The sequence below is a fragment of the Pseudomonas fluorescens genome, assembly GCF_902497775.2.
GTDB lineage: Bacteria > Pseudomonadota > Gammaproteobacteria > Pseudomonadales > Pseudomonadaceae > Aquipseudomonas > Aquipseudomonas putida_F.
On the sequence record NZ_OZ024668.1, the window covers coordinates 4,596,623 to 4,610,798 of the forward strand.

The window sequence follows — 14,176 nt, forward strand, 5'->3', positions numbered from 1 at the left end:
ATCACGGAACCGTTAGATCGTGCCTAAACTCCAAACTGCGCGGCTGGGTAAATAACCGACCCGCCCTGGCAACTGGTCCTGCAGATATGCCAGACAACCCTGACCTTTGGTATGTATTTCTAGAAAGAGAACAATGCTATGAAACGGATTCTTCTGGGTACTCTGTTCACCGCGGTTTCCCTCAATGCCATGGCCCAGGCGCCTGGCGGACCGGACTGCGGCTGGGGCAACATGCTGTTCGAGGGCCAACGCGGCACACCGGCCCACTTCCTTGCATCCACCACCAACGGCACCTCCGGCAACGCCACGTTCGGCATGACTTCGGGCACCAACGGCTGCTCGACCAACGCTGCGCTGACCTATGGCGGTAAATCGTGGTTCGCCATGAACGGCATGATGAACGAACTCTCCGAAGACATGGCCAAGGGTCAAGGTGAAGCACTGACCACCTATGCCGTGGTGCTTGGTGTTGCACCGGAAGATCGCGCGCACTTCGCCGCAGTTACCCATCAACACTTCCAGGACATCTTCAAGACCGCCGATGTCACAGCTGAAGACGTGCACAGCAACACCATCGCAGTGCTGAAAAGCGATCCGCGCCTGGCCAAATACGCCACCCAGGCTTAAGCTCGGCCCACCCGCCCCCTCACCGGGGCGGGTTGTTGTCCGCCTCTATCGGCATCATTCAGACTTAGTTGCCCGACATGCTCAAACGCCTTGCCTACCTGGCGCTCTGTGCCTGCGCCCCGCTGCATGCTGCCCCTTCATTCGATGACGCACGTCTAAAGCAACTGGCGGCCGACCGCTACTGGATCGCCCTCGGTCACTACGAGACGGCCAAGCTCGGCGGCTGGCGCAGCTACGTCGATGACCAGCGCTTCTTTCTCGCCGAAGACGGCGCCCATCACCCGGACCAGGAACTGCGCGCCACCGTCAAGGCGCTGTACGCACCGGCGAGCCTGGGCGACAAACACGCCCAGTGTGTGTTCCCGGCGCGTACCCGCTGGCTGCGCGAACAGTTGCAGCTGGCCGACCTGCCGAGCCCGGACTGCGAGGAATACACCCAGTGGTTCAAGGACGTGTCGCCGCACAGTGCGGTGATGATCTTCCCGGCCGCGTATCTGAACAGCCCCTCGTCGATGTTCGGCCATACCCTGCTGCGCATCGACCAGGCCGACGTGCAGAGCAACGAAACCGCCCTGCTCAGCTACGCGATCAACTTCGGCGCCTATATCGAAGGCAACGACAACAGCATCCTCTACGCCTGGAAGGGTCTGATGGGCGGCTATCCAGGCCTGTTCGCCCTGGTGCCCTACCAGGAAAAGCTCTCCGAATACCGCAGCCTGGAAAACCGCGACCTGTGGGAATACCGGCTGAACCTGACCCCGGAAGAAACCGGGCGCATGGTCGAGCACATCTGGGAACTCAAGCAGATCCAGTTCGACTACTTCTTCTTCGATGAAAACTGCTCCTACCGCCTGCTCGAACTGCTGCAAGTGGCGCGCCCGAGCCTGGACCTGACCTCGCAATTCCCGCTGACTGCGATCCCCACCGACACGGTCAAGGCGGTCAAGCAGTCGGGCCTGGTCGAGCGCATCGACTACCGGCCGTCACGCGAACGTGAACTGCTGGAGCGGGCCAAGCCGCTGGATGCGCAGGAGCAGCAACAGGTACTGGCGGTCAGTGCCGACACTGCACAATTGCAAAGCCCCGCGTTCACCGCCCTGCCCCGCGAGCGCCAGGCCCTGGTGCAGGACGCCGCCTATCGCCTGGAACGCTACCGCGCCAATGGCCAGGAGCGTGACCCGGCGCGCACCAAACGCAGCTTCGAGCTGCTGCGGGCGATCAACCGCAACCCGCCGCCGGAGCTGGATATCGAGCGCCCAGGGCTGCCTGAAGACGGTCATCAGTCGCGCACCTGGCAACTGGGCCTGGGCAGCCGCGATGACCGCGCCTATGCCGAATATGGCTTGCGCATGGCCTATCACGACCTCAACGACAACGCCTACGGCTTCCCCCTCGGCGCGCAGATCGAGATCCTCCAGCTCAAGCTGCGCCAGTACGAAGGCAACGACTGGCAGGTGCAGCGCCTGGACCTGGCCACCATCCGCTCGCTGACCCCGCGCAATGCCCTGCTGCAACCCTGGTCATGGCAGGTTGCCGGGGGCCTTGAGCGAGTGCTGGGCAAGCATGGTGACGAGGTGCTGGTCAGCCACGTAAATGGCGGCGCCGGCGGTACCTGGCAACTGGCCGATGACCTGCTGGGCTTTGCCCTGGGCACGGTGCGGGTCGAACACAACAACGACTTTGCCGGCTTCATTGCTCCGGCTGCGGGCTTCAATACCGGGCTGCTGTGGCGCAACCCGCTGGGCAACCTGAGTGTCGAGGCCAAGGCCGACTATTTCACCAACGGCGAGGTGCGCCGCAGCCTGAGTTTGAACCAGCAATGGGAGCTCTCCCGCGACCTGGGCCTGCGCCTCAGTGCCAGCCGCGACTTCAGCAAGTTGGCGTCGGCGCAGAACGAGGTGATGCTGGAGCTCAAGTGGTATCACTACTGAGGACCTCTTTGCGGGGCAAGCCCGCTCCTACAAAACGCGCAATCCTGTAGGAGCGGGCTTGCCCCGCGAAGCACTTCAACTGTTTCACACGGTTTTGACACGCCACCGACAATCCGCCACCTAAACTTTCCCTGGCAAGCGGAGAGTCTGAACATGCGGCGGTACTGGTTGGTAATGGTGATAATGGGTGTGCTCACAGGTTGCCAGACGACCCATGAGCAATTGATCAACCAAGGTTATCCACCGGCCTACGCCGATGGTTTCCAGGACGGTTGCAGCAGCGGTCGCCAGGCCGCCGGGGTGATGGCCGGAGACTTTCGCAAGGACGTGCCGCGCTATTTGCACAATCGCCAGTACGAGTCCGGTTGGGACGATGGTTTTCGCCAGTGCCACGCCATGCAGGAGAACCAGGACCTGCAGGAATACCGTGCCCGACACTGGGAGGAGCGCGATGAGCAGTGGCAGGAAGAAAAGGACCGCGATGCCGCCCGCGCCTATCGACGCAAATAGGTCGCAATCGGACATCCGATGCAACTGCCGGGCTGTCAGCATGGTCTCCCATGAAAGGAGGCCCTCATGAGCCGAGCATTCGTCAACGAAGACCAGGCCGCCGCCCAAGCCAGCCAACCGGTGGAACGCCGGGTCAGCGAGCAACCCAACCATGTCACCGCCCTCGGCCTGACCCTGTTGCAGCAACGGGTTGCCGAACTGAACAGCCTGCGCAGCGAACTCCTGAACCAGGGTGACCAGGCCGACAAGCAGCGCCTGGCCGAAACCGAACGCGACCTGCGCTACTTCAGCGCCCGGGTGCAAAGCGCACAGGTCGTCGCCCCGGCCACATCCCATGACAAGGTGCAGATCGGCAGCCGGGTACTGTTCGTCGATGAGCAGGGCCAGCAGCATCAGGTGCAACTGGTCGGTGAAGACCAGGCCTCTGCCGCCAGCGGCCTGATCAACTGGGGTTCACCCTTGGGCCGGGCGCTGCTGGGAGCTGCGCCCGGTGACCAGGTGCTGTGGCGACGACCGGCAGGAGATCTGTCGATCGAGGTCGTCGCCATCGAGCCCGAGGCTTAGACCACGCCCTGGGCGAGCATGGCGTCGGCAACCTTGACGAAGCCGGCGATGTTGGCACCTTTGACGTAGTTGATCCGGCCGTTTTCTTCGCCGTAGTGTACGCAGGCGTGGTGGATCGACTGCATGATGTTGTGCAGCTTGCTGTCCACCTCACCAGCGGTCCACAGCAGGCGCATGGCGTTCTGCGACATCTCCAGGCCACTGACGGCCACGCCGCCGGCGTTAGACGCCTTGCCCGGGGCAAAGAGGATGCCGGCCTCGATGAAGATATCCACAGCCTCAAGGGTGGTTGGCATGTTGGCGCCTTCGGCCACGCAGATGCAACCGTTGCGCAGCAGGGTGCGGGCGTCTTCGGCGTCCAGTTCGTTCTGGGTCGCGCAAGGCAGGGCGATGTCGCAGGCCAGGCTCCAGGGGCGTTGGCCCTTGCGGAATTCCAGGCCAAAACGTTCGGCCAGTTCGCTGATACGGCCACGCTTGACGTTTTTCAGCTCCATCAGCGCATCCCACTGCTCGTCGCTCATGCCGGCTTCGCAGTACAGGGTGCCTTCGGAGTCGGACAGCGAGATGACCTTGCCGCCCAGGTCCATGACCTTGCGCGCGGCATACTGGGCAACGTTGCCGGAACCGGAGATGGCCACCCGGCGCCCGTCGATGCGCAGGTCCTGGCGCTTGAGCATTTCTTCGGCGAAGTACACGCAGCCGTAGCCGGTGGCTTCCGGGCGGATCAGGCTGCCGCCGTAGGTCATGCCCTTGCCGGTCAGCACCGAGGTGAACTGGTTGGCCAGGCGCTTGTACTGGCCGAACATGAAGCCGATCTCGCGGGCGCCGACGCCGATGTCACCGGCCGGCACGTCGAGGTCGGCGCCGATGTGGCGGTACAGCTCGCTCATGAATGCCTGGCAGAAGCGCATGACTTCGGCATCGCTCTTGCCCTTCGGATCGAAGTCCGAGCCGCCCTTGCCGCCGCCCATGGGCAGCGAGGTCAGGGAGTTCTTGAACACCTGCTCGAAGGCCAGGAACTTCAGCACGCCGAGGTTTACCGAGCGGTGAAAACGCAGGCCGCCCTTGTACGGGCCGATGGCACTGCTCATCTGGATGCGGTAACCGCGGTTGACCTGGACCTTGCCCTGGTCATCGACCCACGACACGCGAAACAGGATCGCCCGCTCAGGCTCGACCATACGCTCGAGGATACCGGCCTGCAGGTAGTGAGGATTGGCTTCGAGGAACGGCCAGAGGCTGCGCAGCACCTCTTCGACCGCCTGATGGAATTCAGGCTGGGCCGGATCGCGTTGCTTGAGGCGCGCGAGGAAGTCTTCGACGGATTCGATCATTTAGACATTCACCAGATAGAGTTGGACTTATGTTTTTTCCTCGACTTTACCAAGAAGCAACCGCACCGCAACAGGGCGAAATGTCGTTTTTATGAAATTAAATGGTGCATATGTATAAGTGTATACATGTTGTACCGCGCCGCGGGGCAAGCCCGCTCCTACAAGGCTGCGGTAAATTTCGGGCAAAAAAAACGGGACCCAAAGGCCCCGTTCCAGTGCAAAACCCTGAGGGTTATGCCAGTTTTTTGTGCCGTACGCGGTGCGGCTGGGCAGCCGCTTCACCCAGGCGTTTCTTGCGGTCGGCTTCGTACTCGGTGTAGTTGCCTTCGAAGAACACTGCCTGCGAATCGTCTTCGTAGGCCAGGATGTGGGTAGCCACGCGGTCAAGGAACCAGCGATCGTGAGAGATCACGATAGCGGCGCCCGGGAAGTCCAGCAGGGCTTCCTCCAGCGAACGCAGGGTTTCGACGTCCAGGTCGTTGGACGGTTCGTCGAGCAGCAGGACGTTGGCGCCCTCTTTGAGGGTCAGGGCCAGGTGCAGACGACCGCGCTCACCACCGGAGAGGTCCTTGACGAACTTCTGCTGGTCGCCGCCCTTGAAGTTGAAACGGCCAACATAGGTGCGCGACGGGATCTCGTAAGTGCCGATCCGCAACTGGTCGGAACCGTCGGAAATCTGCTGGAACACGGTCTTGTTGCCGTCGAGGTCTTCGCGGCTCTGGTCGACACAGGCCAGTTGCACGGTTTCACCGATCTCGATGCTGCCCGAGTCCGGTTGTTCCTTGCCCATCAGCATGCGGAACAGGGTCGACTTACCGGCCCCGTTACCGCCGATCACGCCGACGATGGCGCCTTTGGGCATGGAGAACGACAGGTTGTCGATCAGCACGCGATCGCCGTAGCCCTTGCTGACGTTCTTGAATTCGATGACCTTGTCACCCAGGCGCGGACCGGCCGGGATGTAGATCTCGTTGGTCTCGCTGCGCTTCTGGAATTCCTGCGATTGCATTTCTTCGAAGCGTTGCAGGCGGGCCTTGGACTTGGACTGACGAGCCTTGGCGCCTTTGCGCACCCACTCCAGTTCTTCCTTCATGGCCTTTTCGTGGGCCGACTGCTGTTTGGATTCCTGGGCCAGACGATCGGACTTGGCTTCCAGCCAGCCCGAATAGTTGCCTTCGTACGGAATACCGGCGCCGCGGTCGAGCTCGAGGATCCAGCCGGCGACGTTGTCGAGGAAGTAACGGTCGTGGGTAATCGCTACCACAGTGCCCGGGAAGTCGTGGAGGAAGTGTTCCAGCCAGGCGACGGAGTCGGCATCCAGGTGGTTGGTCGGTTCGTCGAGCAGGAGCATGTCGGGGGCCGACAGCAACAGGCGGCACAGGGCCACGCGGCGCTTCTCACCACCGGACAGGTGCTCGACCTTGGCTTCCCAGGCTGGCAGGCGCAGGGCGTCGGCGGCCACTTCCAGCTGGCGCTCGAGGTTGTGGCCGTCGCTGGCCTGGAGGATGGCTTCGAGCTTGGCCTGTTCGGCGGCCAGCTTGTCGAAGTCGGCATCCGGCTCGGCGTAGGCGGCGTAGACCTCGTCCAGGCGGGCCTGGGCGTCTTTGATCACGCTGACCGCTTCCTCGACCACTTCACGCACGGTCTTGGATGGGTCCAGTTGCGGCTCTTGCGGCAGGTAGCCGATGTTCAGCTCAGGCATCGGGCGCGCTTCGCCGTCGAACTCGGTGTCGACGCCGGCCATGATTTTCAGCAGGGTGGATTTGCCCGAGCCGTTGAGGCCGAGCACGCCGATCTTGGCGCCGGGGAAAAACGACAGGGAGATATTCTTCAAGATTTCCCGCTTCGGCGGGACAACTTTGCCCAGCCGATGCATGGTATAGACGTATTGAGCCATGGAAAAACCTAGCGTCAGAGACGAAAAAATAGCAGCGAAACAGATGAAGGGCGCCGTGGCACCCAGGAAAGGGCCAAAGCTACCGTAATGCGCCGGCTTGGGCAAACCGCCGACGAACAGGGCTGGCACTTTGCCATGTTTGCGGGCATGCTAGCCGCCCTTCGGGCGTCCGGCTTATAGTGCGCAACCGGAGCCGTCGCCAGGAACGCGGCACTTGCCAACCAGCAGCTCTAAACCTGCCATTCAGCCATACCGCAGGACCAACGTTTGACCAATCTCACTCAGCCGTCATCCCTGCGCAAGCCGGCCACTGCGCCAGGCTCGCCATTGCGCGGCTCGTTGAAAGGCGCGCTGGCCGTGTTGGTGCTGTTGCTGCTCGGCCTGCTGCTGTGGCAGCTGATCGCCCAGTTCCGCCATACCCAGGTTGACCAGTACCAGCACAGCCTGGATGCCAGCGCTGAACTTGCCGACCATATGAGCCTGAACATGGCGCTCAAGGCCCAGGTAGCGCTCAACCAGATCCAGCAATACCGCTCGTCGCCTGCCCCTGAGCAACTGCCGAAGGTCATCGCCCAACTGCGCCAGCAGCAACCGAAGCTGCTCAGCCTCGCCTGGTTGGGTGCCGATGGCAGCCTGCAGGCCGACAGTTTGAAGGGTACCCCCGATCACCAGGCCCTCGACGAGCTGCTGCGGCTTAACCAAGGGCGCGACTTCTATTACAGCAACAGTGCCGACAACCAGCAGGTCTACCTGTTGCTGCGCCAGCCCGGCGAAGCGCCCAGCGGCTATTGGTTCCTGCGCCTGGCGGCGAGTTACTACAGCGACCTGACCAATCATCTGGACCGCCCCAACCACCCGTTGTGGCTGCTGGAAAACAGCCGCACCGGCGACATCATCAACCGCCACCAGCCAACTCCCGGCAGCGACGAACCGCTGCAAAGCGTGATGCTGGCGTTCCTCGACAACAGCACCTGGCAACTGCGCGGCCTGTTCGATGCTGGCCTTGCCCGCCAGCAACTGCTGCCGGCCCTGATCGGCAAATGCATGCTCGGCTTGTTCTGCGCGCTGATCCCGCTGCTGGCGCTGATCAACATGCGCCGCCGGCATCGCCTGCTGCAGGAAAGCCGCCGGCGTTACCACGACATCTTCGAAGGCACTGGTGTGGCCCTGTGCGTGCTCGACCTCTCCGGCCTGCCTGGCCAGCTCGAGCGCTACCGCCTGCGCAGCCGCCCGGCCCTGGAGCAGCGCCTGGCCTTTGACCCGCTGTTGCGCCGGGAGCTGCTGCAGGAGCTGAAGGTCACTGAAGTCAACCAGGTGGCCCTGCAGTTGCTCGGCGTCAACTGCTGCGACAGTGCCTGGCAGCGCCTGGTCGAAGGCTCGCCATCCGGTAACGAAGGCATCGGCATCCAGTTGCTGGGGGCGATCCTCGACAACCAGCAACAGCTGGAACTGGAAGTGCGCCTGCCGGTGGCCGCTGGCGAGGACCTGCACCTGTGGCTGATGGTGCGCTTCCCGCAGCAGCGCCGTGACTACCAGGCGGTGATCCTCAGCATCAGCGACATCACCAGCCGCAAGCAGGTCGAGTTGTCGCTGCTCGAACGCGAAAGCTTCTGGTCGGATGTGGTGCGCACCGTGCCCGACCAGCTGTACGTGCAGGACGTGCACAGCCAGTTGATGATCTTCAGCAACCGCAACCTCGGCCAGACCCTGGGCTACAGTCGCAGCGAACTTGCGCAGATGGGCGAGCACTTCTGGGAGTTGCTGCTGCACCCGGACGATGCCCAGCTGTACCACCAACTGCGCCAGCAGCAACGCGATTCAGGCTACGTCGAGCAGTTGCATTGCCAACTGCGCTTGCGTCACCACGATCAGCGCTGGCTGCGTTTTGACATCCGCGAGCAGGCCCTGACCCGCGATAACACCGGTTGCGTAACGCGGATCATCGGCGTCGGCAAGGACGTTACCGAACAGATCGAAGCCAGCGAATCCCTGCGCGACAGCGAGCAGCGCTACCGCATGCTCGCCGAAAGCATCAGCGACGTGATCTTCTCCACCGACAGTCAGCTGCAACTGAACTACGTCAGCCCGTCGATCCAGGCGGTGCTGGGCTTTGAAGTGGAGTGGATCTTCGAAAACGGCTGGCACTCGACCATCGCCAACCCGGCCCAGCTCACCGGCATCTATAGCCTGGTCGAGCGGGTCAACAAGGCCCTGGGCGACCCCGAGCAGCTGGAGCTGCTGCGCACCCAGTTGCCGACCCAGCTGTTCTTGTTCGACTGCCTGCGCGCCGATGGCCGCAAGATCCCGATCGAACTGCGCCTGGTGCTGGTCTGGGATGACCAGGAGCGTTTTGAAGGCATCCTTGGCGTCGGCCGCGATATCAGCCAGCAACGCCGCGCCGAGAAAGACCTGCGCATGGCCGCGACAGTATTCGAGCACTCGACCTCGGCAATCCTCATCACCGACCCGGCCGGCTACATTGTCCAGGCCAACGAGGCCTTCAGCCGCGTCAGCGGTTATGCGGTGGCCGACGTACTGGACCAGTTGCCGAGCCTGCTGACCGTCGATGAGCATCAGGACGCCCACCTGCGCTACGTGCTCAAGCAGTTGCACCAGCGCGGCACCTGGGAAGGCGAAGTGTGGCTCAAGCGCCGCAGCGGCGAGCATTACCCGGCCTGGGTCGGCATCACAGCAGTGCTCGATGACGAGGGCGACCTGGCCAGCTACGTGTGCTTCTTTACCGACATCAGCGAGCGCAAGGCCAGCGAACAGCGCATCCATCGCCTGGCCTATTACGACGCCCTGACCCACCTGCCCAACCGCACCCTGTTCCAGGACCGCCTGCACACCGCCCTGCAGCAGGCCGAGCGGCAGAAGGCCTGGGTGGTGCTGATGTTCCTCGACCTCGACCGCTTCAAGCCGATCAACGACTCCCTCGGCCATGCCGCGGGCGATCGCATGCTCAAGGACATGGCCGAGCGCCTGCTCGACTGCGTCGATGAGGACGATACCGTGGCGCGTATGGGCGGCGACGAGTTCACCCTGCTGCTGCAACCGCGCGCCACCCGCGAAATGGCCTTGAACCGTGCCATTCACGTGGCCGAACAGATTCTCGGCAGCCTGGTGCGGCCGTTCGTGCTGGAGAACCGCGAGTTCTTCGTCACCGCCAGTATCGGCATCGCCCTGAGCCCGCAGGATGGCAGCGAACTCAGCCAGCTGATGAAGAACGCCGACACCGCCATGTACCACGCCAAGGAACGCGGCAAGAACAACTTCCAGTTCTACCAGGCCGACATGAACGCCAGTGCCCTGGAGCGTCTGGAGCTGGAAAGCGACCTGCGCCATGCCCTGGAGCAGAACGAATTCATCCTCTATTACCAGCCGCAGTTCAGTGGCGACGGCAAGCGCCTGACCGGTGCCGAGGCGCTGCTGCGCTGGCGTCATCCACAGCGCGGGCTGGTGCCGCCAGGGGATTTCATCCCGGTGATCGAGGAACTCGGCCTGGTGGTCGATGTTGGCGACTGGGTGCTCAAGGAGGCCAGCCGTCAGCTCAAGGCCTGGCACCAGGCCAAGGTGCGGGTGCCGAAGGTTTCGGTGAACATCTCGGCGCGGCAGTTCTCCGACGGCCAGCTAGGCGAACGCATCGCCACCATCCTCAAGGAAACCGGCCTGCCGCCGGCGTGCCTGGAGCTGGAGCTGACCGAAAGTATCCTGATGCGCGAGGTCAACGAGGCCATGGTGATCCTCGACAGCCTGAAGAACCTGGGCTTGAGCATCGCCGTCGACGACTTCGGCACCGGCTATTCGTCGCTCAACTACCTCAAGCAGTTCCCCATCGACGTGCTGAAGATCGACCGTACCTTCGTCGACGGCCTGCCCGAGGGCGAACAGGATGCGCAGATCGCCCGGGCGATCATCGCCATGGCCCACAGCCTGAACCTGGCGGTGATCGCCGAGGGCGTGGAAACCCATGAGCAACTGGAGTTCTTGCGTGAGCACGGCTGTGACGAGGTACAGGGTTACCTGTTCGGGCGGCCGATGCCGGCGCATCAGTTCGAGGCGCAGTTCAGCAACGAAACGCTGTTCATGTTCGAGTAGCCCCATCGCGGGTCAAGCCCGCTCCCACAGGGTAAGAGGTTTCTGTGGGAGCGGGCTTGACCCGCGATGAATTCACCACCTATCTCAGAATGAAGCCCACTTGTCTGCGACATGATGCCCTTTCATATGCCAGACAAAAGCTGATGAGGTAGAATGCCCGCCTATTTCAGCACGATCCTTGAGGACCGCCATGTTCAGCCGTGATTTGACCATTGCCAAGTACGACGCCGATCTCTTTGCCGCCATGGAGCAAGAAGCTCAGCGCCAGGAAGAACATATCGAGCTGATCGCCTCGGAAAACTACACTAGCCCCGCTGTCATGGAAGCCCAGGGCTCGGTGCTGACCAACAAGTACGCCGAAGGCTACCCGGGCAAGCGCTACTACGGCGGTTGCGAGTACGTCGACGTGGTCGAGCAACTGGCCATCGACCGTGCCAAGGAACTGTTCGGCGCCGATTACGCCAACGTCCAGCCGCACGCCGGCTCCCAAGCCAACAGCGCCGTCTACCTGGCCCTGCTGTCGGCCGGTGACACCATCCTGGGCATGAGCCTGGCCCACGGCGGTCACCTGACCCACGGCGCCAACGTCAGCTCCTCGGGCAAACTGTACAACGCCATCCAGTACGGCATCGACGCCAACGGCCTGATCGACTACGACGAAGTCGAGCGCCTGGCGGTCGAGCACAAGCCGAAGATGATCGTTGCCGGTTTCTCGGCCTACTCGCAGATCCTCGACTTCCCGCGTTTCCGCGAAATCGCCGACAAGGTCGGTGCCTACCTGTTCGTCGACATGGCTCACGTAGCCGGTCTGGTCGCTGCAGGCGTGTATCCGAACCCGGTGCCGTTCGCCGACGTGGTCACCACCACTACCCACAAGACCCTGCGCGGTCCACGTGGCGGCCTGATCCTCGCTCGCGCCAACGCCGAGATCGAGAAGAAGCTGAACTCCGCAGTATTCCCGGGCGCCCAGGGCGGCCCGCTGGAGCACGTGATCGCCGCCAAGGCCATCTGCTTCAAGGAAGCGCTGCAGCCTGAGTTCAAGGCCTACCAGCAGCAAGTGGTGAAAAACGCCCAGGCCATGGCCGGCGTGTTCATCGAGCGCGGTTTCGACGTGGTTTCCGGCGGTACCGAGAACCACCTGTTCCTGCTGTCGCTGATCAAGCAGGAAATCTCCGGTAAAGACGCCGACGCCGCCCTGGGTCGCGCCTTCATCACCGTCAACAAGAACTCGGTACCGAACGACCCACGTTCGCCGTTCGTCACCTCCGGCCTGCGCTTCGGCACCCCGGCTGTGACCACTCGTGGCTTCAAAGAGGCCGAATGTAAAGAACTGGCTGGCTGGATCTGCGACATCCTCGCCGACCTGAACAACGAAGCGGTGATCGACGCCGTTCGCGAGAAGGTCAAGGCCATCTGCGCCAAGCTGCCGGTGTACGGCAAGTAAGCACAGCGGCATGATGTGAAAAAGCCCGGCTCTTGAGCCGGGCTTTTTTGTATCTGCCCCTGTGCTGCCCTAATTATCTAACACTTGAGGACTCACCTTCGCCCTTACCGTGAAGAGGTGCAGCGCCGCTGTGCTTCTGACACTCACACCTCAGGTGAATCCATGCCAACCCATCGTCAACAATCCTTCATTGCCCAACTGGAAACCGCCAGCCACCCAATCAACTTTCTCGGTGAGCTGGTGGGCTCGCCAGTGAAAGTAGCGCTGGTCCGCTCAGGCGGCGGCGCCTTCAGCGGTGCAATCCAGTACCGCGATGACTCGCATTTTCTTGGCCATCAGGCACCTGACAACCAGGCCATGGTGCCGCTGACCCTGTACTTTCGCCACACGCCGGAAGGCTACAAGCTGTACGTCCGGTCCCCCGGTCCCCAGCATGGCAAACGCCTTGGTGTGAATCAAACGGGTCTGCTCGGTGCCTTTCCGGTAGAGAGCTGTCCACCCAGCACTTTCAGCCTGCTCAACCCGAATGGCCGGCCAATCAGCCACGAGCACCTGAACAACCTGCGCCTTCCCATTCGCCTGAAGTTGAACAATGGCAGCTTGACGCACCGCCGCACCATTCACGACTCCAAACAGATCTATCTGGGAACCAAAGGGGGAGCACCACTGGAAATCACCCTCAATATCCTTGAGTTGAATGCGCCTTACCTTAGCGAGCCGAACGAGATCTGAGACATTCCCTCTATCGCCGAAACGCGGTAGGGGGAGCTCAAGTCAGCGCAGCGAATCCGGCGCGAATCTTCGCCTCCGGCAAATCATCCGCAATAAACACCATCACACTCTCGCGCGCCTCCCCCTCTGCCCACTCGCTATCCCAATCAAAGCCATAGAGCTTGAGCACCCCCTGGAACACCAGGCGCCGATCCTCCCCGGCAATGTTCAGCACGCCCTTGTAGCGCAACAGCTGCTTGCCATGCTCTTCCAGCAACTGGTTCATGAAGTCGCTGAGCCGATCGATATCCAGCGGCGTATCCGTGCGCAGCACCAGGCTGGAGATGCGATCCGGCGTCGCCGTCTGCCCGGCCGGGCGCAGGCGCAAACCGCCGCCCAGGTCGGCATTGAGGTTGAAGCCGCGCACATCGAGCAGCTCGGCCAGATCGATCTTGCCGTTGTCCACTACCCGAATCGGTGCGCGGCGGTTGATCCGCCCCAGACGCTCGCTCAGTGCCTGCAAGCTGGCAGCGTCGACCAGGTCGGTCTTGCTCACCAGCAGGCGGTCGGCAAAACCGACCTGTGCCTGGGCAATGGTCTGGGTCAGGTGCAGGTCGGCGTGCGCGGCATCGACCAGGGTGATGATGCCGTCGAGGATATAGCGCTCGCGCAGCTCTTCATCGATGAAGAAGGTTTGCGCCACCGGCGCCGGGTCGGCGAGGCCCGTGCACTCGATCACCAGGCGGTCGAAGGCGATCTCGCCGCTGTCCAGGCGCTCAAGCAGCAGGAACAGCGCCTTGGTCAGGTCGGTGTGGATGCTGCAGCACACACAGCCATTGGCCAGGGTCATGACCTGCACCGGTTCATCACCGAGCAGTTGGGTATCGATACCGGCATCGCTGAATTCGTTTTCGATAACGGCGATCTTCAGGCCGTGCTCGGCCTTGAGCAGGTGGCGCAGCAAGGTGGTCTTGCCGGCGCCGAGAAAGCCGCTGAGCACGGTGACGGGAATGGGAGATAACAAACCGAATACTCCTGAACGCTGAAAATGACTGTGGGA

At 62.4% G+C, this 14,176-nt stretch carries 10 protein-coding genes; 7 read left to right on the top strand and 3 right to left on the bottom strand.

The genetic code is table 11. The features are described from left to right. Window positions 1-138 precede the first annotated feature (138 nt). The 4 genes from F8N82_RS21270 (at window position 139) to F8N82_RS21285 (ending at window position 3,632) form a co-directional block, all read left to right on the top strand. On the top strand, window positions 139-627 hold the full coding sequence (locus tag F8N82_RS21270) for a DUF3015 domain-containing protein (protein WP_095162334.1): 489 nt from the start codon (window positions 139-141) through the stop codon (window positions 625-627). Between the two features lie 77 nt (window positions 628-704). After that, window positions 705-2,558, top strand: a complete 1,854-nt coding sequence (locus F8N82_RS21275) for a DUF4105 domain-containing protein (RefSeq protein ID WP_038997226.1) — start codon at window positions 705-707, stop codon at window positions 2,556-2,558. A gap of 153 nt (window positions 2,559-2,711) precedes the next feature. Then, entirely contained in the window at window positions 2,712-3,068 is a 357-nt protein-coding gene (locus F8N82_RS21280) for a lipoprotein (protein ID WP_038997228.1), read from the top strand. Between the two features lie 66 nt (window positions 3,069-3,134). Continuing rightward, the gene (locus F8N82_RS21285) at window positions 3,135-3,632 is read left to right on the top strand and encodes a GreA/GreB family elongation factor (protein WP_038997229.1); all 498 of its coding nucleotides are present in this window, start codon (window positions 3,135-3,137) and stop codon (window positions 3,630-3,632) included. Here F8N82_RS21285 and gdhA read toward each other — a convergent pair. Together gdhA and ettA are read right to left on the bottom strand one after the other, a co-directional pair. Next, complete coding sequence (gdhA, locus tag F8N82_RS21290; protein WP_038997230.1) at window positions 3,629-4,966, bottom strand: NADP-specific glutamate dehydrogenase; 1,338 nt, start codon at window positions 4,964-4,966, stop codon at window positions 3,629-3,631. The genes F8N82_RS21285 and gdhA overlap by 4 nt on opposite strands. A 232-nt stretch (window positions 4,967-5,198) precedes the next feature. Continuing rightward, window positions 5,199-6,863 (bottom strand): energy-dependent translational throttle protein EttA, encoded by a 1,665-nt coding sequence (ettA, locus tag F8N82_RS21295; protein ID WP_038997231.1) that lies wholly within the window; start codon window positions 6,861-6,863, stop codon window positions 5,199-5,201. Between the two features lie 267 nt (window positions 6,864-7,130). On the opposite strand from ettA, the gene F8N82_RS21300 reads away from it, so the two are divergent. The 3 genes from F8N82_RS21300 to F8N82_RS21310 all read left to right on the top strand — a co-directional run bounded on the left by F8N82_RS21300 (window position 7,131) and on the right by F8N82_RS21310 (window position 13,137). Continuing rightward, the gene (locus F8N82_RS21300) at window positions 7,131-10,961 is read left to right on the top strand and encodes a sensor domain-containing protein (protein WP_038997232.1); all 3,831 of its coding nucleotides are present in this window, start codon (window positions 7,131-7,133) and stop codon (window positions 10,959-10,961) included. 190 nt (window positions 10,962-11,151) lie between these two features. Beyond that, window positions 11,152-12,405 (top strand): serine hydroxymethyltransferase, encoded by a 1,254-nt coding sequence (glyA, locus tag F8N82_RS21305; protein WP_038997233.1) that lies wholly within the window; start codon window positions 11,152-11,154, stop codon window positions 12,403-12,405. Between the two features lie 162 nt (window positions 12,406-12,567). Continuing rightward, complete coding sequence (locus F8N82_RS21310) at window positions 12,568-13,137, top strand: hypothetical protein (protein WP_052251590.1); 570 nt, start codon at window positions 12,568-12,570, stop codon at window positions 13,135-13,137. Between the two features lie 37 nt (window positions 13,138-13,174). Here F8N82_RS21310 and yjiA read toward each other — a convergent pair whose 3' ends face one another. Continuing rightward, a complete protein-coding gene (yjiA, locus tag F8N82_RS21315) occupies window positions 13,175-14,140 on the bottom strand; it encodes a GTPase (RefSeq protein ID WP_038997234.1) in 966 nt (321 codons plus the stop codon). Between the last annotated feature and the right edge of the window lie 36 nt (window positions 14,141-14,176).

Coding starts and splice junctions, on each gene's coding strand:
- F8N82_RS21310 (WP_052251590.1), top strand. CDS start 12,568: ATGCCAACCCATCGTCAACAATCCTTCATTGCCCAACTGGAAACCGCC.
- F8N82_RS21270 (WP_095162334.1), top strand. CDS start 139: ATGAAACGGATTCTTCTGGGTACTCTGTTCACCGCGGTTTCCCTCAAT.
- F8N82_RS21285 (WP_038997229.1), top strand. CDS start 3,135: ATGAGCCGAGCATTCGTCAACGAAGACCAGGCCGCCGCCCAAGCCAGC.
- gdhA (WP_038997230.1), bottom strand. CDS start 4,966: ATGATCGAATCCGTCGAAGACTTCCTCGCGCGCCTCAAGCAACGCGAT.
- F8N82_RS21280 (WP_038997228.1), top strand. CDS start 2,712: ATGCGGCGGTACTGGTTGGTAATGGTGATAATGGGTGTGCTCACAGGT.
- F8N82_RS21275 (WP_038997226.1), top strand. CDS start 705: ATGCTCAAACGCCTTGCCTACCTGGCGCTCTGTGCCTGCGCCCCGCTG.
- ettA (WP_038997231.1), bottom strand. CDS start 6,863: ATGGCTCAATACGTCTATACCATGCATCGGCTGGGCAAAGTTGTCCCG.
- glyA (WP_038997233.1), top strand. CDS start 11,152: ATGTTCAGCCGTGATTTGACCATTGCCAAGTACGACGCCGATCTCTTT.